The organism is Streptomyces sp. NBC_00076, from assembly GCF_045041235.1.
GTDB lineage: Bacteria > Actinomycetota > Actinomycetes > Streptomycetales > Streptomycetaceae > Streptomyces.
The window spans coordinates 7,241,602-7,262,687 of record NZ_CP108242.1 but is presented as its reverse complement, the minus strand read 5'-3'; the positions used below and the strand labels follow the sequence as shown (position 1 = coordinate 7,262,687).

Here is a 21,086-nt window from a genome sequence, read left to right as displayed (position 1 = left end):
CGGCTTTCCCGGCCTTCTCGGCTTTCTGGTCGCTCACAGCTTCGGCGCAATCTCTTCGATCCAGATACGCTCCCGCTGCTCCTGCGTCATGTGGCAGGCGGCCCAGTGCCGGCCACCGACCTCGGTCAGCTCGGGGCGGACCGTGCGGGTGACGTTGTCCTTGGGGATGTCGGCGTACGGGCAGCGCGGGTTGAAGGCGCAGCCGGACGGGATGTTGATCAGTGAGGGCGGGGATCCCTTGACCGGGATGAGGCGCTCCTGCTGCTCACGGTCCAGGCGCGGCATCGAGCCGAGCAGGCCCCAGGTGTACGGGTGCCGCGGCTCGTAGAACACGTCCTCGGCTGGGCCCCGCTCGACGCAGCGGCCGCCGTACATCACCAGGATGTCGTCGGCCAGTTCGGCGACGACGCCCAGGTCGTGGGTGATGACGATGACCGCGGAGCCGAACTCCTTCTGCAGGTCCCGGATGAGGTCGAGGATCTGCGCCTGGACGGTGACGTCCAGGGCGGTCGTCGGCTCGTCCGCGATCAGCAGCTCGGGGTTGTTGACCAGCGACATCGCGATCATCGCGCGCTGGCGCATACCGCCGGAGAACTCGTGCGGGTAGCTGTTCACCCGCTTGTCGGGCTGCGGGATGCCGACCCGGTCGAGCATCTCCACCGCACGGCGCTTGGCGGTCTTCTTGTCCACGTCGTTGTGGACCCGGTACGCCTCCACGATCTGCTGGCCGATCGTGTAGTACGGGTGCAGCGAGGACAGCGGGTCCTGGAAGATCATCGCCATCTCGCGGCCGCGCAGCTTGCGCACCGCGTCCGGATCGGCGCTCAGCAGCTCGGTGCCGTCCAACCAGATCTCACCGGAGATCTGCGCCTTTTTCTTGCCGTACTGACCGGCGGTGTGCAGGCCCATGATGCCGAGCGAGGTCACCGACTTGCCGGATCCGGACTCGCCCACGATGCCGAGGGTCTTGCCCTTCTCCAGCTGGAAGCTGAGCCCGTCGACGGACTTGACCAGACCGTCGTCGGTCGGGAAGTGCACCTTCAGGTCGCGCACTTCGAGGAAGGCGGTGGGTGCGGGCCGGCCGGCCACGGGTTCCCCCACGGCCGATCCGGTCTTGTGCAGTTCGGTCATCCCAGCCTCACTCGCGGGTCGATGACGGCGTACAGAAGGTCCACGACGAGGTTGGCGACCGCGATCGCGAGGGCCGCGAACAGGGTCACCCCCAGGATCACCGGCAGGTCCTTGCTGCTGATGGCCTGGACCGCGGCGAGACCGAGGCCGGGAAGGTTGAACGTGGACTCCGTCAGGACGGCACCGCCGAGCAGGACGCCGATGTCGAGACCGAAGACGGTCAGGATCGGCGTCATCGCGGACCTCAGTGCGTGCCGGGTGATGACCACGCGTTCCCCGAGCCCCTTGGCCCGGGCGGTGCGGATGTAGTCCTCGCCGAGCACGTCGAGCATGGTGGCCCGGGTGAGGCGGGCGTACATCGCGGCGTTCAGCAGGGCGAGCACGATCCATGGCAGGAGCAGGGTCTCGAACCAGACCCCGATGGAGTCATCGGTACTGAGGTTGTCCTCGATGTGCACCCACCCGAGGCTGTGCACGAAGATGCCCATCGCCACCATGCCGGTGAAGAAGATCGGCAGGGAGACGCCGCCGAGGGCGCCGATCATCGCGGTACGGTCCCAGACCGAGCCCCGCTTGAGCGCGGAGACGACACCGGTGCTGACACCCGCGATCAGCCAGAGGACGCACGCACCGGCGGCGAGCGCGGCGGTGACCGGGAGCGCCTCCTTGAGCGTGTTCCACACCGGCTCCTCCGTGACGAAGGAGTAGCCGAAGCAGGGGGCCGGGCAGTGCGTGACGTCACTGCCGTTGGCGTAGTCCCGGCCCAGTGGGATGCCCTTGACGAAGTCCCAGAACTGGATGAACAGCGGATCGTCCAGGCCCAGTTTGGTCCGGATGCCCTCGACCTGCTCGGCACCGGTGGCCTTGCCGGCGAAGAGGACGGCGATGTCCTGTCCCGCCCACTTGGGCAGCATGTAGAAGACGGTGAAGGTCGCGAGCAGTACGACCAGCACCATGATGACAACGGCGACCAGACGCCGGATGAGATAAGCAAGCACTGTGCGCGGCCCGGCGGCGGCCGGGGCCCTCCTTGTGGGAGGTCCCGACCGCCACCAGAGCCATCACCTGCCCTTCGGACTGGCGGGATTCGGCGGCAAGGGATCAATCAGCTTCGGTCGGCGACTACTTCACGACGCCCAGGGACACGTAGTCGTAGCGGCCGTTGTACGCGGCGGACGAGTAGACGTTCGTCAGTCGCGGACCGCGCCACGAGATGTTCTTCTCGTAGATGAATGGCATCCAGTCGGCGTTGTCGAGCACACGCTTGTTCATCTGCTCGTACAGGCCCTTGGACTTGGCCGGGTCGGTCGAGGCGATCGCGTCGTCGAAGAGCTGGTCGACCGCCTTGTCCTTGATCTGCGACTCGTTGTAGTTGCCGTTCTCGAAGATGAAACGGCTGTCGAACAGCGGCTGTGCGTAGCCCTGGCCGGTCGGGAAGTCCGGACCCCACCCGCTCATCGTCATGCCGTAGCCGCGCTCCTTCACGACCTTCGGCGAACCGGTGATGCTGGAGGACTGGGCGCCGTCGATCGGGTCAACCTCGACCTTGATGCCGGCCTTGCCGAGCTGCTCCTGCAGGGCCTCGGCCGCGTCGACCTCGCCCGGGTTGTTGCTACGGGCGGAGAGCTTGGTGGAGAAGCCGGACGGCTTGCCGCACGCCTTCAGCGCCTCCTTGGCCTTGGCGAGGTCCGGCTTGCCCTTGCGGGCGAGGACGCCGTACGGGTCGTAGTCGGTGTAGCCCGGGATCGTCTTCGGGAAGATGGAGTTGGCGATGTCGCCACCGGCGACCGCGCCACCGCGGGTCTGCTGCAGACCGGCGAAGTCCGTGGCATAGAAGACGGCCTTGCGGCAGTCGACGTTGTCCAGCGGCTTCGCCGTGTGGACGAGGGCCACGTAACGGACGAAGGACGTCTGGATGTTGTCGATGTCCGACCTGTGGTCCTCGACAGCGCTGACGCGGCCCGACTGGGTCATGCCGGTGCCGTTGACGTCGAGGTCGTAGTCGCCCTCCATCAGCCGCTTGTCGTTCTCCTCCAGGTTGGCGGAGATCGTCACGGTGATCTTGTCCGGCAGGGCCGTGCGGAGCGGGTCCGACGACTTCTTCCAGGCGGCGTTGCGGACCAGCACCAGGCTCTTGTTGGCCTTGCGGGACTGGATCTTGTAAGGGCCGGAGGAGAACGGCTTCTGCGTGTACTTGGCGCCGGTGTCCTTGCTCTGCTTCACCGGAGCGCCGGTGGGCATGGCCAGGAACTGCTCGAAGTCACCGTTGGGCTTGGGCAGCTTGAAGACGATGGTGTTGTCGTCGGGCGTCTCGATCGCCTTCAGGCCCAGCTTGTCCGCGGACTTGTCCTTGTACGGCCCCTTGTACTCGCCCTTGGGGTCGAGCGTCTGCTTGATGTACGCCGGGCCACCGGTGATGGTGTCGGTCGCCCAGATGCGCTCGATGCCGTACTTGATGTCCTTGGAGGTCAGCGCGGAGCCGTCCTCCCAGGTGAGACCGTCACGCAGCTTGTACGTGTAGGTCTTGCCGTCGGCCGAGACCTCGCCGGGGCCGGTGGCCAGGTCGCCGACCAGCTTGTTCGACGCCGCGCCCGGCTTGGTGTCATAGGTGACCAGGGTGCGGGTGAAGAACCGCATGAAGTCCCAGGTCATGCCGTAGTACGTACGCTGCGGGTCGAGGTTGTCGAAGTCCTGCTTGCCGACGAACTTCAGCGTCCCGCCCTTCTTGGCGGACGCGTTGACGACCTTGTTCAGCGCCGCGTTGTAGCCGGCACCCTTCTCGCCTTTGTCGTCACCGTCACCGCCGCCGCACGCCGTGGTGGTCACCAGCGCCGCGACAACGAGGGCTGCGCCAGCAGCGAGCCGCCGCTTCGGGGAACCTGTGGGCATTTTCTCGTAACCTCCGAGATTCGCGGTCCCGGGCCTGCGCCGGAGAACCATGGAAAGAGCCACCTGACGGTGCGGCAGGGGCAAGACTTGGGCTAGCGGGTCCCCTTGGGATCGAGCGCGTCCCGCAGGCCGTCGCCGAAGAGATTGAAGGCCAGGACGGTGATGAAGATCGTGACACCGGGGAAGACCATGAACATCGGGTCGTGCTCGTAGGTCTGCAGGGCGTCGCGCAGCATGCCGCCCCAGGAGGCCGTCGGCGGCCGGACACCCGCGCCGAGGAAGCTGAGCGCCGCCTCCGTGAGGATGTTGGTCGGGATCATCAGCGTCGCGTAGACCATGATCGGCGCGAACAGGTTGGGCAGCAGCTCCTTGAACAGGATGTACCGCCTGCCACCGCCCAGGCTGCGCGCAGCCTCGATGTACTCGCGCTCACGGAGGCTCAGCGTCTGACCGCGGACGATCCGGCCGACATAGGGCCAGCCGAAGAAGCCGATGACCAGGACGAGTACGGCGATCCGCACGCCCGAACCGGTCAGCCCCAGCAGATCGTCCGGGAGGACCGAGACCAGGGAGATGATGAAGAGAAGCTGCGGAAAGGAGAGCAGCACGTCCATGACGCGGCTGATCAGTGCGTCGACCCAGCCGCCGAAGTAGCCGGCGACGATCCCGAAGAGCGTGCCGAGGACCACCGCGACAACGGCGGCCAGGAAGGCCACGAGGAGCGAGATGCGGGCGCCGTAGACGATGCGACTGAAGACGTCACGGCCCTTGTTGGGCTCGACGCCGAACAGGTAGTCACCGCTCACGCCGCCCCAGTCGCCTTGCGGCAGGTTGGTCAGCGGGTCGAGTTCCTCTTGGTGGAACTCGTTCGGCGGGTGTCCGAGCAGCGAGACGATCAGCGGGGCGAACACGGCGACCAGTACGAGGACGAGCACGGTGACACCGCCCGCGAGGGCGACCTTGTCCTGCTTGAGGCGGTGCCAGGCGATCTGCTTCAGGGACCGGCCTTCGACCTTCTTGGCGCCTGAGTCCGCGGGATCGACCGGAGCGGTCGGCACCGCTTCCGCAGCGGTGTCGTGCAATGGCGCCGTCATGGCAGGGACCCCTCTCAACCGGCGGTAGCCGGCCCGCACTTGCCGCTGTAGCGGCCTCAACTTCCAACAAACACACAGGGGCGACCCCCCTTGGACGGGGAGTCTTCAACGCCTCGGCGATCAGGTGCCAGCCTTGGCGGTGAATGGATGCGCAACCGTGATGCTCCGCCAGCGATTCCGTTATCCGAACAGTGGGTAACACCTGTCGGACGTGTGGAAGTTGGGACACCGGGGTGAAACGGGCAGCATTGGGGTTGTCAGAAGCCAATCTACGCGCAGAGACCACCCAGATGCTCCACGAGAGGAGCCCGGTCGGCATTGTGACGCACATCACCGAGCGTGGTTGGCCTGTCCGCCTCTCATCAGCTTCCGTCGCGAACGAAAAGGGACCCCGCACCGGTGCGGGGTCCCTTTTCGTTCGCGACGGAAGCCTGGGAGCTCCCTGCCGCCCGGCTATCCCTTGGTCGACCAGAAGGCCGGGATGTGGTAGGGGAGTTTGGCCGTACCGCTGCGGTCGGTGCGCCAGGCGCAGTTGGCCTTGTAGTGGCCGTACTTCCAGGTCATCTCCTTGCGCTGCGCACCCGCGTGCAGGTACCCGATCCGCCAGGACTTCGGAACCGTCCAGGTGTCCTTGTAAGTGACGCTCGCTTCGAGCTTGAGCGCGATCGACGCGTTCACCTGAGCCTTCGCGCCCGCCACGATCGCGTTGATGCTGCCTTCGACCTGGCCCCCGACGGTTCCGGTGACGCTGGTCCCGGCGGTGATGGCGATGCTGAGGGTGTGTCCGCCCGGCGCGCTCGCCGGGGGCACCATTCCCACGTGGTGCGTGCTGACGTTCGAGTAGCTGTACGTGGGGTCGGGCGGGCAGCCCTGAGGCGCCGCGACCTGCGCCATCGCCGGAGTCGCCCCCAGAAGGGCGAACAAGGACGTCACACCCGCTCCGGCCAGGCCGCGAACGGCATATCTCCGTACCGTCGTAGTATGCATTTGTGTGTACTCCCCCTAGTTGTGGTCATACCCGCCGCGGGAGGGCAGTCCCACTCCCGCGGTCACTTCAAGCCGCCCAGACGGCGAATCTCCAGTTGACGCCCTGCTCCAAAGACAGGTGGACGAGAGCGTCTGCCGGTGAACTGCGGAATCCGGTGGTGTACACCGACGTGCCGTCACAGCCGGCGACGTTCAGGATGAAGCCGCCGGAGGAATCGGTGACCTTAACCGGCCCCTTACCGGAGCACACGAACCGGATGGTCACCTTTTTGCTTTTCTTGGCGAGAGCGGTGAGCGCGACGTCACTCTCGCCTTTTCCGGCAGTGGATTTCACCATGGCACCCGCCGGTGTTGTCGATCCCTTCAGATCGACAATGCCCGGGAGAATTACCGGTGCCACTTTCGCGTCTTCGGGTGACGGAGTCGAATTCCCCGACGGGCTGCTTACCGGGCGGTGCGCATTGTCCGTCGCGCGATGTGACCCGCTCCCGCAACCGGCTGTCGCGGCGAGTGACAGGGTCAGGGCCAACCCGCAGACGGCGGTTCGCCGTCTCGTGCTCATCCCTTGGTCGACCAGAAGGCCGGGATGTGGTATGGGAGTTTGGCCGTACCGCTGCGGTCGGTGCGCCAGGCGCAGTTGGCCTTGTAGTGGCCGTACTTCCAGGTCATCTCCTTGCGCTGCGCACCCGCGTGCAGGTACCCGATCCGCCAGGAAGAAGGGACCTTCCAGGAGTCGGTGTAGGTGACGCTCGCGCTGAGGGTGAGCGCGATCGACGCGTTCACCTGGGCCTTGGCGCCGGCCACGATCGCGTGGACGTCACCCGAGACCGAACCGCCGACGGTTCCGGTGACGCTGGTCCCGGCGGTGATGGCGATGCTGAGGGTGTGTCCGCCCGGCGCGCTCGCCGGGGGCACCATTCCCACGTGGTGCGTGCTGACGTTCGAGTAGCTGTACGTGGGGTCGGGCGGGCAGCCCTGAGGCGCCGCGACCTGCGCCATCGCCGGAGTCGCCCCCAGAAGGGCGAACAAGGACGTCACACCCGCTCCGGCCAGGCCGCGAACGGCATATCTCCGTACCGTCGTCGTATGCATTTGTGTGCACTCCCCGTGCTCGTTGCCCTGGGGCGTGGTCATCGCCCCAGGGATTCAACGAGGAAAAACCTACGAGGTCGAAGTGACGTGCGAAAGCCGTCACCAGCCAAGATTCCGCAAAGGCGTCGCAACGAATTCCCCTGCGCCGCATCCCATTTCCGCCCGTCCGAGAACCAAACGGACTTACTGCATAGGGGACTCCAGCTCTGGAAACCTGAAAAGCTCAGGGGAAGCTCAAATGCCGGGCTTTCGGGGTGCCGCACATTCACGTATCACCTATTGGCGGACCCGGCACTCTTTCCCGGGTCCGCGACGATCAGTACCGGCCACCCGCCTGCGGATACCCGTACCCGGCCGCCGGGGCCGAGGCGGGGGCCGCGTGTGCCTCGCGGTCGTAGAACGGGCGGGCGTTGACCCGCATCCACAGGGCGACCGGGTCGTACTCGTCGGACATGGCCACGGTCGACACCGGCAGCCCGTCCGGGACGGCGCCGATGGACTGCTGCATCATCGCGCGCACCGAGTCGACGGCCGGCGGGCTGGTGTCGTAGACGTCGAGACCGATGGCGAGATACGGCGCCCCGAGCGCGGGCTGCACCCAGGCGCGGCGCAGGGCGCGGACGGCCGGGGTGCGGTGCGCGTTCTGGGCGAGCAGGGCGTAGAACTGCGGGATCTCGATGCCGGGTTCGGAGAGCCTGAGGGGCCCGGCCGGCTGGCGTTCAAGGCCGGTGGCGATGCGGCGCAGGTCGAGCCAGGGGATGCCGACACCGCCGCCCGGGGCATGCGGATTGAGCCAGAGGCCGTAGTGGTCGGGGTAGAGGGTGCGGGCCGCGTCGAGGCCGTCGATCACTTCGTACGATCTGTTCCAGCCGCTGGCCGACAACTCCTGGGCGGAGGTGACGCACGGGGCGTAGCCGAACCCCTCGACCTGCATGTTCCCGTACTGGGCGTCGGGGGAACCGGCCTGGCCGTGCCACAGCAGCATCCACACCTGTCCGGAGGACGGGGTGGCGAGCGCGCGCAGGAGCGCCTCGTAGGCGTCGTAACGCCCCGGCGTCACCTGGCGCAGCATGTGCTCGACCTGCCCGGCCGCGGTGCTGCTGGCGCTCACCTTTTACCGACCCTTCGTGATGTGGCCCCTGAATAGGGACCCAGCTTAGGCGCTCCGCCGGGTTCAGCCGTTGAGCTGTTTCAGTAGCCGTGTTGGTAGAAGGGCCGCACGCTCTGCCGCATCCAGTGGCCGACCGGGTCGTCCGCCACGTCCAGGAGGACCAGGTTGACCGGCCACCGGACGGGGGTGGTGCCCAGGGCCCGGGCCAGGGCCTCCATCGGCAGGGCCCTCAAGTCGCCCTCCCACTGGGACAGTTCCACGCCCACGAACATGACCGGTTCGGCCGTCTCGATGACGGCGAGGCAGCGGCGGGCGGTGCGCACCACTCCCGTGGCGGCGAACTCGGACGAGGCCGTCGCGAGGAAGTCGACCGGGTCGTCCTGCCAGTCCGGCTCGAACAGACGGACCCGGCCGCCGGCCGCGGGACCGTCCAGCGGGGTACGGCCCATCCGGCACAGTTCGGCGACGGCGGCCGGCGGCAACGGGACACCGACCGTGCCGTCCGGGTTCACCGCGAGGCCGACCTGGGGCGGCAGACCCCGGGCGAACTCGACCGCTGGAGCGATGGTGTACGACAGGTGCGAGCCGACGACCTGGCGGAACTGCTCCTCGGAGCTGAACACCGGGACATGCACCTGGCCCTCGATCTCCAGCGTGGGCAGGTCCAGCGGGCCGCTGTGCGGGCCGCCGCCGTTGGGCAGCGGCACCCAGACGAAGCTGCGGCCGAGCACCTCGATGATCCGCCCGCCCGCCCCGGGGACGCCGAGGGAGGCGGACAGCACCTCCTCCAGCTCGTTGCCGGGCCATCCGCCGTGCGGATGAGGGTGTGCCTGTGCCGGGAAACCCGGGAAGTCAGCGGGGAGATCCGCCGGGAAGTCCATCTGCCTGCCTACCGCCTGCCTGGTACCGCCTGCTGTGGCTGAAAAGGCTAACGGGTACGGAGCGCTCATGAGAGACGGGCGACCGGTGCGAACCGGCCACCGAGCCGATCCGGCTCAACCGGCGAAGCCGATCCGCCGCAGCACGTTCGCCGCGTCCCGGTCGACCAGCACCGCCGAGCCGCAGCCCGGGGGCAGGTCGCCCTTCCCCACGGAGCCGATCAGGCGCGCGGCGGCACCCCGGTGGCGCAGGAACGCGTACCGCGAGACACCGCGGCCGCGCTCGCGCTGCCCGGCCAGCGCGGTGTCCGGCGTGACGTCGAGCAGCAGCAGGTGCAGGGTGCCGCCCCGGCGCCGCGCCTCGCGGGCCAGCCAGCCGCGCACCCAGGCCTGCGTACCGCAGTCGTGCACCACGACCCCCTCGCCCGAGCGCAGCGCGCGGCGCAGACCGGCGTAGTGCGCGAGGCGGACCAGCGGGCGGTAGACCGCGTACGGCAGGAAGCGTGGCATCCGCGTCGCCCAGCGGTCGCGGGCGTCCTGGGAGTCGATGCGCAGGCCCTTGACCGTGCGTCGCATCAGCGTGGACTTGCCGCTGCCGGGCAGGCCGGTGATCGCGACGAGGTCCTGGGGACCGAAGAGCAGTGCGTGCGGGCTGTGGCCGCCGCGCTCACGGAGGTCGCGGACGACGGGTGCGCCGAGCGGGCCGCAGGCCTCCGTGGCCGGGACCGTCGGCTGCGGGGGCAGCGCGAGAGCCGAGGTGGTCGCGTACGCCGTGGTCCTGTTCACCGTGGTCGTCCTCCCCTGGGGTGGTCACGAGTTCCCTCCCCGTCGAGTGTAAAGAGAAGGTAATGCGCGGTGTCTCGTGTTTTCGTGCTCGTCCTGCCACAAGCCGGTTACAGATGCGGCCCTGCCGCGCTCGACCGATGCGTGCAATGATGTCGGCGCCAACTGCATACCGGCCGCTTGAATCCGCGCGGGAGAGTTCCGGGTCGTACGTCCCTCGTACGGGTGCCCGGGCGCCGAAGGAGCAAGTCCCTCCCTTGAATCTCTCAGGCCCCGTTACCGCGCGGGCGAGGCACATCTGAAAAGCGGGCCGCTGCGACAGTGGCTCCACCCAAGGTGCAAGTCATGATCACCGCTTCGCGGGGTCCTGACGAACCTCTCAGGTTCCGATGACAGATGGGGAGGAACGACCTCGCCGTCATGCCTTGGGAGACGACCGTCCGATGAGCAGTACCGCACCCCGTCACACCGCGCTCGACGCCCTGCATCGTTCACTGGGCGCGACGATGACCGACTTCGCCGGCTGGGACATGCCCCTGCGCTACGGCTCCGAGCGCGACGAACACACCGCCGTACGCACCCGTGCCGGGCTCTTCGACCTCTCGCACATGGGCGAGATCACGGTCACCGGGCCGCAGGCGGCTTCCTTCCTGAACCACGCGCTGGTCGGCAACATCGCGTCCGTCGGTACCGGCCGCGCCCGCTACACCATGATCTGCCGGAGTGACGGCGGCATCCTGGACGACCTGATCGTGTACCGGCTCGCCGAGACGGAGGCCGGGTCCGCTCACTACATGGTCGTCGCCAACGCCTCCAACGCCCAGGTGGTGCTGGACGCGTTGACCGAGCGTGCGGCCGGCTTCGACGTCGAGGTGCGCGACGACCGGGACGCGTACGCGCTGATCGCCGTACAGGGTCCGGAGTCCGCCGGTGTCCTGAAGTCCCTCACCGACGCCGACATCGACGGCCTGAAGTACTACGCCGGCCTGCCCGGCACCGTCGCCGGGGTCCCCGCTCTCATCGCCCGCACCGGCTACACCGGCGAGGACGGCTTCGAACTGTTCGTGAAGCCGAAGCACGCCGTCGAGCTGTGGCAGGCCCTGACCAAGGCCGGCGAGGGCGTCGGCCTGGTCCCCTGCGGACTGTCCTGCCGGGACACGCTGCGCCTGGAGGCGGGCATGCCGCTGTACGGGCATGAGCTCTCCACGTCGTTGACGCCCTTCGACGCGGGCCTCGGCCGGGTCGTGAAGTTCGAGAAGGAGGGAGACTTCGTGGGCCGCGAGGCCCTCCAGGAGGCCGCCGCCCGTTCGGAGCAGAACCCCCCGCGGGTCCTGGTCGGCCTGGTCGCCGAGGGCCGCCGGGTCCCGCGCGCCGGATACGACGTCGTCGCGGACGGCCGGGTGGTCGGCGAGGTCACCTCCGGCGCCCCCTCCCCCACGCTGGGCAAGCCGATCGCGATGGCGTACGTCGACGCGGCGCACGCGGCACCGGGCACGACCGGTGTCGGTGTGGACATCCGGGGCAGTCACGAGCCGTACGAGGTCGTGGCGTTGCCGTTCTACAAGCGTCAGAAGTAGCGGCCGGAAGCAGTCGGCGTGCGTGACCCTGCGCACTTTCCGCTGCTCACGTACGTTTCCAGCAGTCCCCCCTTCATCAGCACTCCCCCGCGTACAGGAGAATTCAGGCCATGAGCAACCCCCAGCAGCTGCGCTACAGCAAGGAGCACGAGTGGCTGTCGGGCGCCGAGAACGGCGTCTCGACGGTCGGCATCACGGAGCACGCGGCCAACGCGCTCGGTGACGTCGTCTTCGTGCAGCTCCCGGAGGTCGGTGCCGGTGTGACCGCGGGCGAGACCTGCGGCGAGCTGGAGTCGACCAAGTCGGTCAGCGACCTGTACTCCCCGGTGTCCGGTGAGGTCACCGAGGTCAACGAGGACGTGGTCAACGACCCGTCGCTGGTGAACTCCGCCCCCTTCGAGGGCGGCTGGCTGTTCAAGGTACGCGTCGCGGAGGAGCCGGCCGACCTGCTCTCCGCCGACGAGTACACCGCCTTTTCCGCCGGCTGAGGAGTCGTACACCCGATGTCCGTTCTGAACACGCCCCTGCACGAGCTCGACCCCGAGGTCGCCGCCGCCGTCGACGCCGAGCTGGTCCGCCAGCAGTCCACCCTGGAGATGATCGCCTCCGAGAACTTCGCGCCTCTCGCGGTGCTGGAGGCGCAGGGTTCCGTCCTGACCAACAAGTACGCCGAGGGCTACCCGGGGCGCCGTTACTACGGCGGCTGCGAGCACGTCGACGTCACCGAGCAGATCGCCATCGACCGGGTCAAGGAGCTGTTCGGCGCCGAGTACGCCAACGTGCAGCCCCACTCGGGCGCTTCGGCCAACCAGGCCGCCCTGTTCGCGCTGGCCCAGCCCGGCGACACCATCCTCGGCCTGGACCTGGCGCACGGCGGCCACCTGACCCACGGGATGCGGCTGAACTTCTCCGGCAAGCAGTTCGACGTGGTCGCCTACCACGTGGACGCCGCCACCGGCCTGGTCGACATGGCCGAGCTGGAGCGGCTCGCCAAGGAGCACCGTCCCAAGGTGATCATCGCGGGCTGGTCGGCGTATCCGCGCCAGCTGGACTTCGCGGAGTTCCGCCGGATCGCCGACGAGGTCGAGGCCCATCTGTGGGTGGACATGGCGCACTTCGCGGGTCTGGTCGCGGCCGGTCTGCACCCCAACCCGGTGGAGTACGCGGACGTCGTCACCTCCACCACCCACAAGACGCTGGGCGGCCCGCGCGGCGGCATCATCCTCGCGAAGAAGGAGTTCGCGAAGAAGCTGAACTCGTCCGTCTTCCCGGGCTTCCAGGGCGGCCCCCTGGAGCACGTGATCGCGGCCAAGGCGGTCTCGTTCAAGGTCGCCGCGAGCGAGGACTTCAAGGAGCGTCAGCGCCGCACGGTCGACGGCGCGCGGATCCTCGCCGAGCGCCTCACCGCGCCGGACGCCCGCGCGGCCGGCGTGAACGTGCTGTCCGGCGGCACCGACGTGCATCTGATCCTGGTCGACCTGCGCGAGTCCGAGCTGGACGGCCGGCAGGCCGAGGACCGGCTCCACGAGGTCGGCATCACGGTCAACCGCAACGCCGTCCCCGACGACCCGCGTCCGCCGATGGTCACCTCGGGCCTGCGGATCGGTACGCCCGCCCTCGCCACCCGCGGCTTCACCGCCGCGGACTTCGCCGAGGTCGCGGACGTCATCGCCGAGACCCTGAAGGCGCCCGCTCCCTTCGAGGGGTCCGCGGTGGAGGCGCTGAAGGCCCGGGTCGAAGCCCTCGCCGACAAGCACCCGCTGTATCCCGGTCTGGGCAAGTAGTTCCTTTTCCCGGGTGCCGCGCACACTGAGAGGCGTGTGCGGCACCCCGCACCACCCCGTACGGAGGAGTCACCGTGGCCATTTCGGTCTTCGACCTGTTCTCGATCGGCATAGGCCCGTCCAGCTCCCACACGGTCGGCCCGATGCGCGCGGCGCGCATGTTCGCCCGCCGGTTGCGCAACGAGGGCCTGCTGGAGCAGGTCGCCTCCGTGCGCACCGAGTTGTACGGCTCCCTGGGCGCGACCGGGCACGGCCACGGCACGCCCAAGGCGGTGCTGCTCGGTCTGGAGGGCGACTCGCCGCGCACGGTGGACGTGGAGTCGGCGGACGACCGGGTGACACGGATCAGGGAGACGGGCCGCATCAGCCTGCTCGGCGAGCACGAGATCCCCTTCTCCTACGACGACGACCTGGTCCTGCACCGCCGCAAGACCCTCCCCCAGCACGCGAACGGCATGACCCTGTGGGCGTACGACGCGGCGGGCTCGCAGGTGCTGTCGAAGACGTACTACTCGGTCGGCGGCGGCTTCGTCGTGGACGAGGACGCGATGGGCGCGGACCGCATCAAGCTCGACGACACGGTCCTCAAGTACCCCTTCCGCACGGGCGACGAGCTGCTGCGCCTGACGAAGGACACGGGCCTGTCGATCTCCGCGCTGATGCTGGAGAACGAGCGGGCCTGGCGCACCGACGAGGAGATCCACGAGGGACTGCTGGCGATCTGGCGGGTGATGCAGGCGTGCGTGTCGCGCGGCATGTCCCGCGAGGGCATCCTCCCGGGCGGCCTGAAGGTCCGTCGCCGCGCGGCCGTCTCCGCACGCCAACTGCGTTCGGAGGGCGACCCGTTGGCGCGCGCGATGGAGTGGATCACGCTCTACGCGATGGCCGTGAACGAGGAGAACGCGGCGGGCGGACGGGTGGTGACCGCGCCCACCAACGGGGCCGCGGGGATCATCCCCGCCGTCCTGCACTACTACATCAACTTCGTGCCGGGCGCCGACGAGGACGGAGTGGTCCGCTTCCTGCTGGCCGCCGGGGCGATCGGCATGCTCTTCAAGGAGAACGCGTCCATCTCCGGCGCCGAGGTCGGCTGCCAGGGCGAGGTCGGCTCGGCCTGCTCGATGGCGGCGGGCGCGCTCGCGGAGGTGCTCGGCGGATCTCCGGAACAGGTCGAGAACGCCGCCGAGATCGGCATGGAACACAACCTCGGCCTGACCTGTGACCCGGTCGGCGGCCTGGTCCAGATCCCCTGCATCGAACGCAACGGCATGGCCGCGGCGAAGGCGGTCACGGCCGCCCGCATGGCGATGCGCGGTGACGGCTCCCACAAGGTGTCCCTCGACAAGGTCATCAAGACGATGAAGGACACCGGCGCGGACATGAGCGTGAAGTACAAGGAGACGGCCCGGGGCGGGCTCGCGGTGAACATCATCGAGTGTTAGGGCCTGTCCGGCGGATCAGGTCGCAGGAAATCTGCGGCGCCTTGTCGACGCAGGCGAGCGGGGCCTGGTGTGTCGAGCTGCAAGGCGGAGGATGGCGTCGACGCGATGGGAGTCCCGCCTCGTGGCTCGCTGACTTGTGACGTGTGGCTGATGCACAGGACCCCCGGAATCCGCGGCTCGAACCGTGCGTGGCTCATCCTCCCGAGGCAGGCCTCGGCGTGCGCCCCGCCATCAGGCCCGCCAGAGCTGCCCGCGATGAGACTCCCGTCTTGCGGTAGACCCGGGAGATGTGGGTCTCGACCGTGCGGCGGCTCAGGCAGAGTCGTTCGGCGATCGCCGGGCTGGTGAGGCCGTCGGCGACGAGGTCGGCGATCTCCCGTTCGCGGGCGGTCAGTTCGGCGAGGCGGCGCTCGGGCCCGTCAGCGGCGGCGGCCACCACCGGGCCAACCACGTCGGCAAGACCGGTCAGCATCCCGCAGCCCCCGGCCACGGCGAGCCGCCGCCCCCGGTGCCAGGCCGCCTGCCCGCGCCGCGAGCGGCCCGGGTCCGCCGCCGACAGGGAGGCGCCGAAGAGCAGGGAGAACGCCTCCCAGAACACCCCTCCACTGCGGGCGCTCTCGTCGGCCGCCGCCACGAACAGGTCCGCCGCCGCATTGTCGTCACCGAGACCGAGTCGTATCTGCGCGGCGCTGCGCATGGCAGAGGCGCGCTGCACCGGCAGATCGAGCCGCTCGGCCTCCTCGCGGGCCCGCTCGGCCCAGTCCTTCGCCGCGTCCAGGTCACCCATGGTGACGGCGGCGGTCACCAGGACCTCCAGGAACAGCGGACGCATGGAGGGCTGCATCCGCCGAAGGCCGGGGCCGCCGGCACGCAGGACCGCCTCCCTGGCACGAGCCGGGTCGCCGGCGATGAGCGCCGCGTAGCCGAGTACACACCAAGCGATGGACGCCCACCAGTTGACGCCCAGACCCGCCGCGGCCACCGCCTCCTCGGCGGTGGCCAGTGGCCGCGGATCGCCGGGTGGGCAGGCGTCGACCAGGGCGTGGGCCCTGGTGGCGAGGACGAAGGCGAGCAGTTCGTCACTGCCGATGCCGCGGGCGATGTCCTCGGCCTCCTCGGACAGTTCCACCGCCGACGCGAGCCGGCAGGTCTGGGTGCGCACGTGTGTCTTGCACAGGAGAAGGTGGGGCAGGAGGTAGATCTGGCCGGTGCGGCGGGCAATGGCCAGGCCGCGATCGGCGTGCCGCTCGGCGTCGGCGAAGCGCTCCAGGAACGCCTCCGCCCAGGCCAGCCGTACCAGCGGCTCGCACAGGCCGGTCAGATCACCGTCCGGCAGCGAGTCCACGAGGGCCGCCGCCCGGCGGGTGAAGTCGTCCGCCGCAGCCGTCTCCCCCTCGTACGCCTCCCCCAGCGCCGCGACGCTCAGGGCACCCGCCACCCCCGTGTCGTCCCCGAGGGAGCGGGCCACCTCCAGGGTGTGTGCCACCTCGGAGCGTACCGCCGGGTACGAGGTGTCGTGCGGGGCCGAGGAGCCCAGCTCCAGGCCCAGCGCCACCTGGTCGGCGAGCGACGGCGCGGGATCAGTGCGGTGCAACTCGCGGCGGAGCAGGGCGACCGCCTCCGAGTAACGCCCCAGATGGCGCTCCATGACGGCGCACAGCACGACAGCGGACGCCCGCGACCCCGTCCCGTCGCCCGGGTCGGGCAGGGCGATCACCTGGTGCAACAGGTCCCGGCTCTCCCGGAGTCGGCCGCCGACGCCCAGCGCCCGGGCCCGCCGCAGCATCAACTCGCGCCGTCTGGCCGCGTGTTCCGGCGTGTGCGGAAGTTGCCGCAGCACCACCTCGAGCCAGTGCGCGCTGCTCGCGGGCGCCGTCTGCGCGGCCTGCTCGGCGGCCTCGTCCAGCACCGCCGCCGCCTGCGGGTCCCAGCCGGACAGCGACTGCTCGGCGTGGTGCGCCCGCCCGGCCAACGGGGCGCCGGTACGGGCGAGTTCGGCGCCGACGAGCCGGTGGATCTCCGTGCGCTGCCAGGGGTCGGTGCCGTCGCGGACGAGGCTGCGCAGCACGGGGTGACGCAGCGCGATCCGCCCGTGCGTGCCGGTGCGCAGCAGGTCGCGCCGGGTCAGTACGGCGAGATCGTCGGCCAGTTGCCCCGGCTCGTGGCCGGTCACCGGGCCGAGCAGCGCGGGCGTGGCGTGGTCGCCCAGAGCTGCCACCACTTGGACGAGCCGGCCCTGCGACGGCGTCAGCGGGGTCAACTCGTCGAGCAGCAGCGCCCCGAGGCCGGTCGTGGACAGTCGGCTCACCGACGCGCCCTCGCGGTGCGCCTGGAGCAGGGTCAGCAGGTACAGCGGGTTGCCCTCGCTCGCTGTGAAGAGCCGTACGGCCTGGTCGCGGGCCAGGTCAGGGGTGAGCAGTTCGACGCAGTCCCGCTCGCCGAGCGGGCCGAGGACCGTCCGCCGTACCGCGCCGGTCTCCGTGCCGCGGGTGAGGGTCGCGGCAAGCAGCGCGGGGCTCTGCCGGTCGCGGCGGGCGAGGACCAGCAGGACGCGGGCGCGCACGGGGTGCCGTACGAGATGGTCGAGGAGTTCCAGCGACGCGGCGTCCGCCCAGTGCATGTCGTCCAGGACCACGACCAGCGGAGACGCCGCGGCGTGGGTCAACAGGGCGGCGGTGGCCCGGTGCAGGTGGAAGCGGTCCGTGCTGCGGGGAGCGCCGCTCAGCACCGGGGCGACCTCGGCAGCCTCCGGGAAGGATTCGACGGCCTCCGGGGCGAGGTCGGAGAAGGCGTCGGTGAACGGCTGGAACGGGATGTGACGTTCGTACTCCGTCGCCCGGCCGCGCAGCACCGCCGCCCCGCGCCGCGTCGCGGCCAGGCACAGCTCGTGGACCAGCCGGCTCTTGCCGATGCCCGCCTCACCGCCGACGTCCAGCACCGCCGGGCGGCCGGGCACGTCCCCCACCAGTTCCGCCAGCAGCCGGTCGAGCCGCGCGAGTTCCGCCTCTCTGCCGACCAGCGGTGTCCGTTCCGTCGCCATATCCTCACGCCCCCACGACAGTTGGTGCCCCCGCACATCCTGTCGTACGCCACTGACAACCTGTGACTTCGTGTCCTCGATCTCACACCGCGTCGACGGGTACAGCGATCGCATTAAGGTCTCTTCTGGATAATCCGCCTCGGATCGATTTGCTCTACGCTGGCAGACATGACCGCCATGACGCCCGCCCGCACCGAACCGGACTTGTCGTTCCTCCTCGACCACACCAGCCACGTCCTGCGGAGCAAGATGTCCGCCGCCCTCGCCGAGATCGGCCTGACCGCTCGAATGCACTGCGTGCTCGTCCATGCCCTGGAGGAGGAGCGCACCCAGATCCAGCTCGCCGAGATCGGTGACATGGACAAGACCACGATGGTGGTGACGGTGGACGCCCTGGAGAAGGCGGGCCTGGCCGAGCGCCGCCCCTCCAGTACGGACCGGCGGGCCCGGATCATCGCAGTCACCGACGAGGGCACCCGCGTCGCCGGGCAGAGCCAGAAGATCGTCGATCGCGTACATCGCGACGCCCTGGCCACCCTTCCCGGCGGGGACAGGGAGGCCCTCCTGCGGGCCCTGAATCACCTGGTCGACGACAGTCTGGCAACCCCCGTCGAGGCCCCGCGCACCGCCCGCCGGGCGCGCCAGTCCAGGTGAGCGGGGGGAGTGCGGCCTAAAGTAAGACCGAAAAAAATAGTCTGCAACAAAACCATCTGCTACGGTCTCTCCTGTCGTCCCAACTGACAGGAGAGACCGCATGTCTGCCGCATCCGACTCCGCGCCGTCGCCCGCTTCTCCCGCCGCACCGCGCTCACGCCGACTCGCCCTCGGCGTCATCGCCACCGGGATGCTGATGATCGTCCTCGACGGTTCCATCGTGACCGTGGCGATGCCGGCCATCCAGAACGACCTGGGGTTCACCCCCGCCGGCCTCAGCTGGGTCGTCAACGCCTACCTCATCGCGTTCGGCAGCCTGCTCCTGCTGGCCGGCCGGCTCGGCGACCTGATCGGCCGCAGGCGCATGTTCCTGGCCGGCACCGCCGTCTTCACCGTCGCTTCACTGTTGGCCGGCGCGGCCACCTCGCCCGCCGTACTGATCGCCGCCCGCTTCCTCCAGGGCATCGGCAGCGCGATGGCCTCCGCCGTCGGCCTGGGCATCCTCGTGACGCTGTTCACCGAGCCCGGGGAGCGCGCCAGGGCCATCGCCGTCTTCAGCTTCACAGGCGCCGCGGGCGCGTCCATCGGCCAGGTCCTCGGCGGCGTACTCACCGACGCGCTCAACTGGCACTGGATCTTCTTCATCAACCTGCCGATCGGCATCGCCGTCCTCGCGATCGCCCTACGCGTCCTGCCCGTTGACGTCGGTCTGGGCCTCAGAGCGGGCGCGGACGTATTCGGCGCGGCTCTGGTCACCACCAGTCTGATGCTCGGCATCTACACCGTCGTCAAGGTCGAGGAGTACGGCTGGACCTCGGGCCGCACCCTCGGCTTCGGCGCCCTCGCCGCCGTACTGCTCGCCGCGTTCCTCGTCCGTCAGGCCACCGCGAAGAACCCCCTGATGCCGCTGCGGATCTTCCGCTCGCGCAGCGTCCTGGCCGCCAACCTGGTCCAGATCCTGATGGTCGCCGCGCTCTTCTCCTTCCAGATCCTCGTCGCCCTGTACCTCCAGAAGGTGCTCGGATACGGCGCCGCCGAGACCGGTCTCGCGATGCTCCCGGCAGCCGCTGTCATCGGTGCCGTCTCCCTGGGAGTCTCCGCCCGTCTCAACGCCCGCTTCGGTGAGCGCAACGTCCTGCTGGCGGGCATCGTGCTCCTCATCGGCGTCCTCGCCCTCCTCGCCCGCGTCCCCGTGCAGGCCAGTTACGCCGTCGACCTCCTCCCGGTCATGCTGCTCGCCGCGGGCTTCGGCCTCGCGCTGCCGGCGCTGACCACCCTCGGTATGTCCGGCGCGAACGAGGAGGACGCCGGTCTCGCGTCCGGCCTGTTCAACACCACCCAGCAGATCGGCATGGCCCTGGGCGTCGCGGTCCTGTCCACCCTGGCCGCCTCCCGCACCGAGAGCCTCGCGGCGGACGGCCGGACGGCGGCCGAGGCGCTGACCGGCGGCTACCGGCTCGCCTTCGCGGTGGGCGCGGGGCTCCTCGTCATCGCCTTCGCCGTCGCCTTCACGATGCTGCGCCGCCCCGAGCGCCAGGCCGCCAAGGAGCCGGCCGCCGACCCGCAGGTTCCCGCCCACGCCGCAGCCGTCTGACCCGCCCTCTCCCCCATCCACACCCCGACCACCGAAAGGCTGATCCCCATGAGCGAGACCACCGCCACCGAGACCACTCCCGGCACCACCAAGAACGACGGCCCGGCCCCCCGGGTGCTCACCGACCAGGAGCTATCCCAGCTACTGCGGCAGCAGCGGTTCGGCGTACTCGCGAGCGTCAGGAGCACCGGCCACCCGCATCTGTCGACCGTCCTCTACGACTGGAACGCCGAGGAGCGCGTCCTGCGCGTCTCCTCCACCGCCGACCGCCTCAAGGTCCGCCGGCTGCGCCGCGACCCGCACACCTCACTGCACGTCAGCGGTCCGGACGTCTGGTCGTTCGCCGTCGCGGAGGGCGAGGCGGAGATAGTGGACCCGGCCGACGGGGCGGCCCCCGGCGAGCAGCCGCTGCCCGACCGGCGTGTGGTGATCCTGATCCGGGTGTCCCGCCTGTACGGGACCGCCCTGGACATCCCCGCCCAGGACTGAGGCCTACCAGGCATCTCGCCAGGGGGTCGCGCTGGGGGTCGCGCTAGTGCCGCGGCCACCGGAGAACGTGCACACCGAACGACATCAGCGGCGAGCCGGGCCCGCGCACCCCGTCCTCGTACCACCAGTAGCTCAGGCCGACGATCCCGGAAAGGAACCCGGCGAGGAAGCCCAGCACCAGCGGGCCCACCGGGTTGGGGGCCCCTTCCTCGACCACTTGCCCGCCGACCTCGAAGAGCGCCACCCCGAACCCGAGCGCCGCCGCTACCCCGGCCAGGCCCAGCACCAGCCACACCCACCGGCGGCTCCTGGTCGCCGCGACACTGAGCACCTTGAACTTCAGCGGCTTCTGGCAGCTCCCGCATTCCCGCGCCTCCACCCGCCGGCCCTTCTCCGGACGCTCGATATCGATCGGATGGAGAGCAAACCGGCGGACGACATGGCTGCTGTGGACGTCCTTGGACACCATGTGCGCATATCTCAGACCTGGATACGGCCCCAATTCCCGCTTACCCATAGCAGCCTCCCTATGTCAGATACC

19 protein-coding genes and 1 riboswitch are annotated in these 21,086 nt (G+C 69.5%); of the genes, 7 read left to right on the top strand and 12 right to left on the bottom strand.

Translation table 11 applies throughout. The features are described 5' to 3' along the window. Positions 1–33: 33 nt before the first annotated feature. The 10 genes from OHA64_RS33195 to OHA64_RS33150 all read right to left on the bottom strand — a co-directional run bounded on the left by OHA64_RS33195 (position 34) and on the right by OHA64_RS33150 (position 9,968). Positions 34–1,131 carry an ABC transporter ATP-binding protein gene (locus OHA64_RS33195; protein WP_405619434.1) on the bottom strand — a complete coding sequence of 366 codons (1,098 nt, stop codon included), beginning with the start codon at positions 1,129–1,131 and terminating at the stop codon, positions 34–36. After that, positions 1,128–2,129: an ABC transporter permease gene (locus OHA64_RS33190; RefSeq protein ID WP_405619432.1), complete on the bottom strand. Its 1,002-nt coding sequence runs from the start codon at positions 2,127–2,129 to the stop codon at positions 1,128–1,130. The genes OHA64_RS33195 and OHA64_RS33190 overlap by 4 nt, the downstream gene beginning before the upstream one ends. Before the next feature lie 124 nt (positions 2,130–2,253). Further along, the gene (locus OHA64_RS33185; RefSeq protein ID WP_405619430.1) at positions 2,254–4,020 is read right to left on the bottom strand and encodes an ABC transporter substrate-binding protein; all 1,767 of its coding nucleotides are present in this window, start codon (positions 4,018–4,020) and stop codon (positions 2,254–2,256) included. Between the two features lie 92 nt (positions 4,021–4,112). Next, entirely contained in the window at positions 4,113–5,114 is a 1,002-nt protein-coding gene (locus OHA64_RS33180) for an ABC transporter permease (RefSeq protein WP_405619428.1), read from the bottom strand. 453 nt (positions 5,115–5,567) lie between these two features. Continuing rightward, a complete protein-coding gene (locus tag OHA64_RS33175) occupies positions 5,568–6,101 on the bottom strand; it encodes a hypothetical protein (protein WP_405619426.1) in 534 nt (177 codons plus the stop codon). Between the two features lie 67 nt (positions 6,102–6,168). Further along, positions 6,169–6,501, bottom strand: a complete 333-nt coding sequence (locus tag OHA64_RS33170) for a hypothetical protein (RefSeq protein ID WP_405619424.1) — start codon at positions 6,499–6,501, stop codon at positions 6,169–6,171. 158 nt (positions 6,502–6,659) lie between these two features. Beyond that, on the bottom strand, positions 6,660–7,193 hold the full coding sequence (locus OHA64_RS33165) for a hypothetical protein (protein WP_405619422.1): 534 nt from the start codon (positions 7,191–7,193) through the stop codon (positions 6,660–6,662). A gap of 316 nt (positions 7,194–7,509) precedes the next feature. Then, the gene (locus OHA64_RS33160; RefSeq protein WP_405619420.1) at positions 7,510–8,304 is read right to left on the bottom strand and encodes an enhanced serine sensitivity protein SseB C-terminal domain-containing protein; all 795 of its coding nucleotides are present in this window, start codon (positions 8,302–8,304) and stop codon (positions 7,510–7,512) included. 80 nt (positions 8,305–8,384) lie between these two features. Next, complete coding sequence (locus OHA64_RS33155) at positions 8,385–9,185, bottom strand: enhanced serine sensitivity protein SseB (RefSeq protein ID WP_405619418.1); 801 nt, start codon at positions 9,183–9,185, stop codon at positions 8,385–8,387. Between the two features lie 114 nt (positions 9,186–9,299). Next, positions 9,300–9,968 (bottom strand): AAA family ATPase, encoded by a 669-nt coding sequence (locus OHA64_RS33150; protein WP_405619416.1) that lies wholly within the window; start codon positions 9,966–9,968, stop codon positions 9,300–9,302. Between the two features lie 178 nt (positions 9,969–10,146). Further along, positions 10,147–10,257, top strand: a riboswitch (glycine riboswitch). A 151-nt stretch (positions 10,258–10,408) separates the two neighbouring features. Here OHA64_RS33150 and gcvT point away from each other — a divergent pair. From gcvT to OHA64_RS33130, 4 genes are all read left to right on the top strand, one after another. Beyond that, a complete protein-coding gene (gene gcvT / locus OHA64_RS33145; protein ID WP_405619414.1) occupies positions 10,409–11,542 on the top strand; it encodes a glycine cleavage system aminomethyltransferase GcvT in 1,134 nt (377 codons plus the stop codon). Positions 11,543–11,652: 110 nt separating this feature from the next. Further along, positions 11,653–12,030 (top strand): glycine cleavage system protein GcvH, encoded by a 378-nt coding sequence (gcvH, locus tag OHA64_RS33140; RefSeq protein WP_405619412.1) that lies wholly within the window; start codon positions 11,653–11,655, stop codon positions 12,028–12,030. Positions 12,031–12,045: 15 nt separating this feature from the next. Next, on the top strand, positions 12,046–13,326 hold the full coding sequence (gene glyA, locus OHA64_RS33135; protein WP_405619410.1) for a serine hydroxymethyltransferase: 1,281 nt from the start codon (positions 12,046–12,048) through the stop codon (positions 13,324–13,326). A gap of 74 nt (positions 13,327–13,400) precedes the next feature. After that, complete coding sequence (locus OHA64_RS33130; protein WP_405619408.1) at positions 13,401–14,768, top strand: L-serine ammonia-lyase; 1,368 nt, start codon at positions 13,401–13,403, stop codon at positions 14,766–14,768. Positions 14,769–14,961: 193 nt separating this feature from the next. On the opposite strand, the gene OHA64_RS33125 is transcribed toward OHA64_RS33130, so the two are convergent. Beyond that, positions 14,962–17,808: a helix-turn-helix transcriptional regulator gene (locus tag OHA64_RS33125; protein ID WP_405619406.1), complete on the bottom strand. Its 2,847-nt coding sequence runs from the start codon at positions 17,806–17,808 to the stop codon at positions 14,962–14,964. A gap of 168 nt (positions 17,809–17,976) precedes the next feature. Between OHA64_RS33125 and OHA64_RS33120 the strand changes: the two genes are divergently transcribed. The 3 genes from OHA64_RS33120 to OHA64_RS33110 all read left to right on the top strand — a co-directional run bounded on the left by OHA64_RS33120 (position 17,977) and on the right by OHA64_RS33110 (position 20,545). Next, positions 17,977–18,462 carry a MarR family winged helix-turn-helix transcriptional regulator gene (locus OHA64_RS33120; RefSeq protein ID WP_405619404.1) on the top strand — a complete coding sequence of 162 codons (486 nt, stop codon included), beginning with the start codon at positions 17,977–17,979 and terminating at the stop codon, positions 18,460–18,462. Between the two features lie 100 nt (positions 18,463–18,562). Then, the gene (locus tag OHA64_RS33115) at positions 18,563–20,056 is read left to right on the top strand and encodes an MFS transporter (protein ID WP_405619402.1); all 1,494 of its coding nucleotides are present in this window, start codon (positions 18,563–18,565) and stop codon (positions 20,054–20,056) included. A 48-nt stretch (positions 20,057–20,104) separates the two neighbouring features. Further along, positions 20,105–20,545, top strand: a complete 441-nt coding sequence (locus tag OHA64_RS33110; RefSeq protein ID WP_405619400.1) for a pyridoxamine 5'-phosphate oxidase family protein — start codon at positions 20,105–20,107, stop codon at positions 20,543–20,545. Positions 20,546–20,588: 43 nt separating this feature from the next. On the opposite strand, the gene OHA64_RS33105 is transcribed toward OHA64_RS33110, so the two are convergent. Next, complete coding sequence (locus tag OHA64_RS33105; RefSeq protein ID WP_405619398.1) at positions 20,589–21,062, bottom strand: hypothetical protein; 474 nt, start codon at positions 21,060–21,062, stop codon at positions 20,589–20,591. Positions 21,063–21,086: the final 24 nt, after the last annotated feature.

Bases quoted from the DNA above. Each gene is read 5' to 3' on its own strand.
- OHA64_RS33195 (WP_405619434.1), bottom strand. From the start codon at position 1,131: ATGACCGAACTGCACAAGACCGGATCGGCCGTGGGGGAACCCGTGGCC.
- OHA64_RS33185 (WP_405619430.1), bottom strand. From the start codon at position 4,020: ATGCCCACAGGTTCCCCGAAGCGGCGGCTCGCTGCTGGCGCAGCCCTC.
- OHA64_RS33180 (WP_405619428.1), bottom strand. From the start codon at position 5,114: ATGACGGCGCCATTGCACGACACCGCTGCGGAAGCGGTGCCGACCGCT.
- OHA64_RS33175 (WP_405619426.1), bottom strand. From the start codon at position 6,101: ATGCATACTACGACGGTACGGAGATATGCCGTTCGCGGCCTGGCCGGA.
- OHA64_RS33165 (WP_405619422.1), bottom strand. From the start codon at position 7,193: ATGCATACGACGACGGTACGGAGATATGCCGTTCGCGGCCTGGCCGGA.
- OHA64_RS33155 (WP_405619418.1), bottom strand. From the start codon at position 9,185: ATGGACTTCCCGGCGGATCTCCCCGCTGACTTCCCGGGTTTCCCGGCA.
- gcvT (WP_405619414.1), top strand. From the start codon at position 10,409: ATGAGCAGTACCGCACCCCGTCACACCGCGCTCGACGCCCTGCATCGT.
- gcvH (WP_405619412.1), top strand. From the start codon at position 11,653: ATGAGCAACCCCCAGCAGCTGCGCTACAGCAAGGAGCACGAGTGGCTG.
- glyA (WP_405619410.1), top strand. From the start codon at position 12,046: ATGTCCGTTCTGAACACGCCCCTGCACGAGCTCGACCCCGAGGTCGCC.
- OHA64_RS33125 (WP_405619406.1), bottom strand. From the start codon at position 17,808: ATGGCGACGGAACGGACACCGCTGGTCGGCAGAGAGGCGGAACTCGCG.
- OHA64_RS33120 (WP_405619404.1), top strand. From the start codon at position 17,977: ATGACCGCCATGACGCCCGCCCGCACCGAACCGGACTTGTCGTTCCTC.
- OHA64_RS33115 (WP_405619402.1), top strand. From the start codon at position 18,563: ATGTCTGCCGCATCCGACTCCGCGCCGTCGCCCGCTTCTCCCGCCGCA.
- OHA64_RS33110 (WP_405619400.1), top strand. From the start codon at position 20,105: ATGAGCGAGACCACCGCCACCGAGACCACTCCCGGCACCACCAAGAAC.
- OHA64_RS33105 (WP_405619398.1), bottom strand. From the start codon at position 21,062: ATGGGTAAGCGGGAATTGGGGCCGTATCCAGGTCTGAGATATGCGCAC.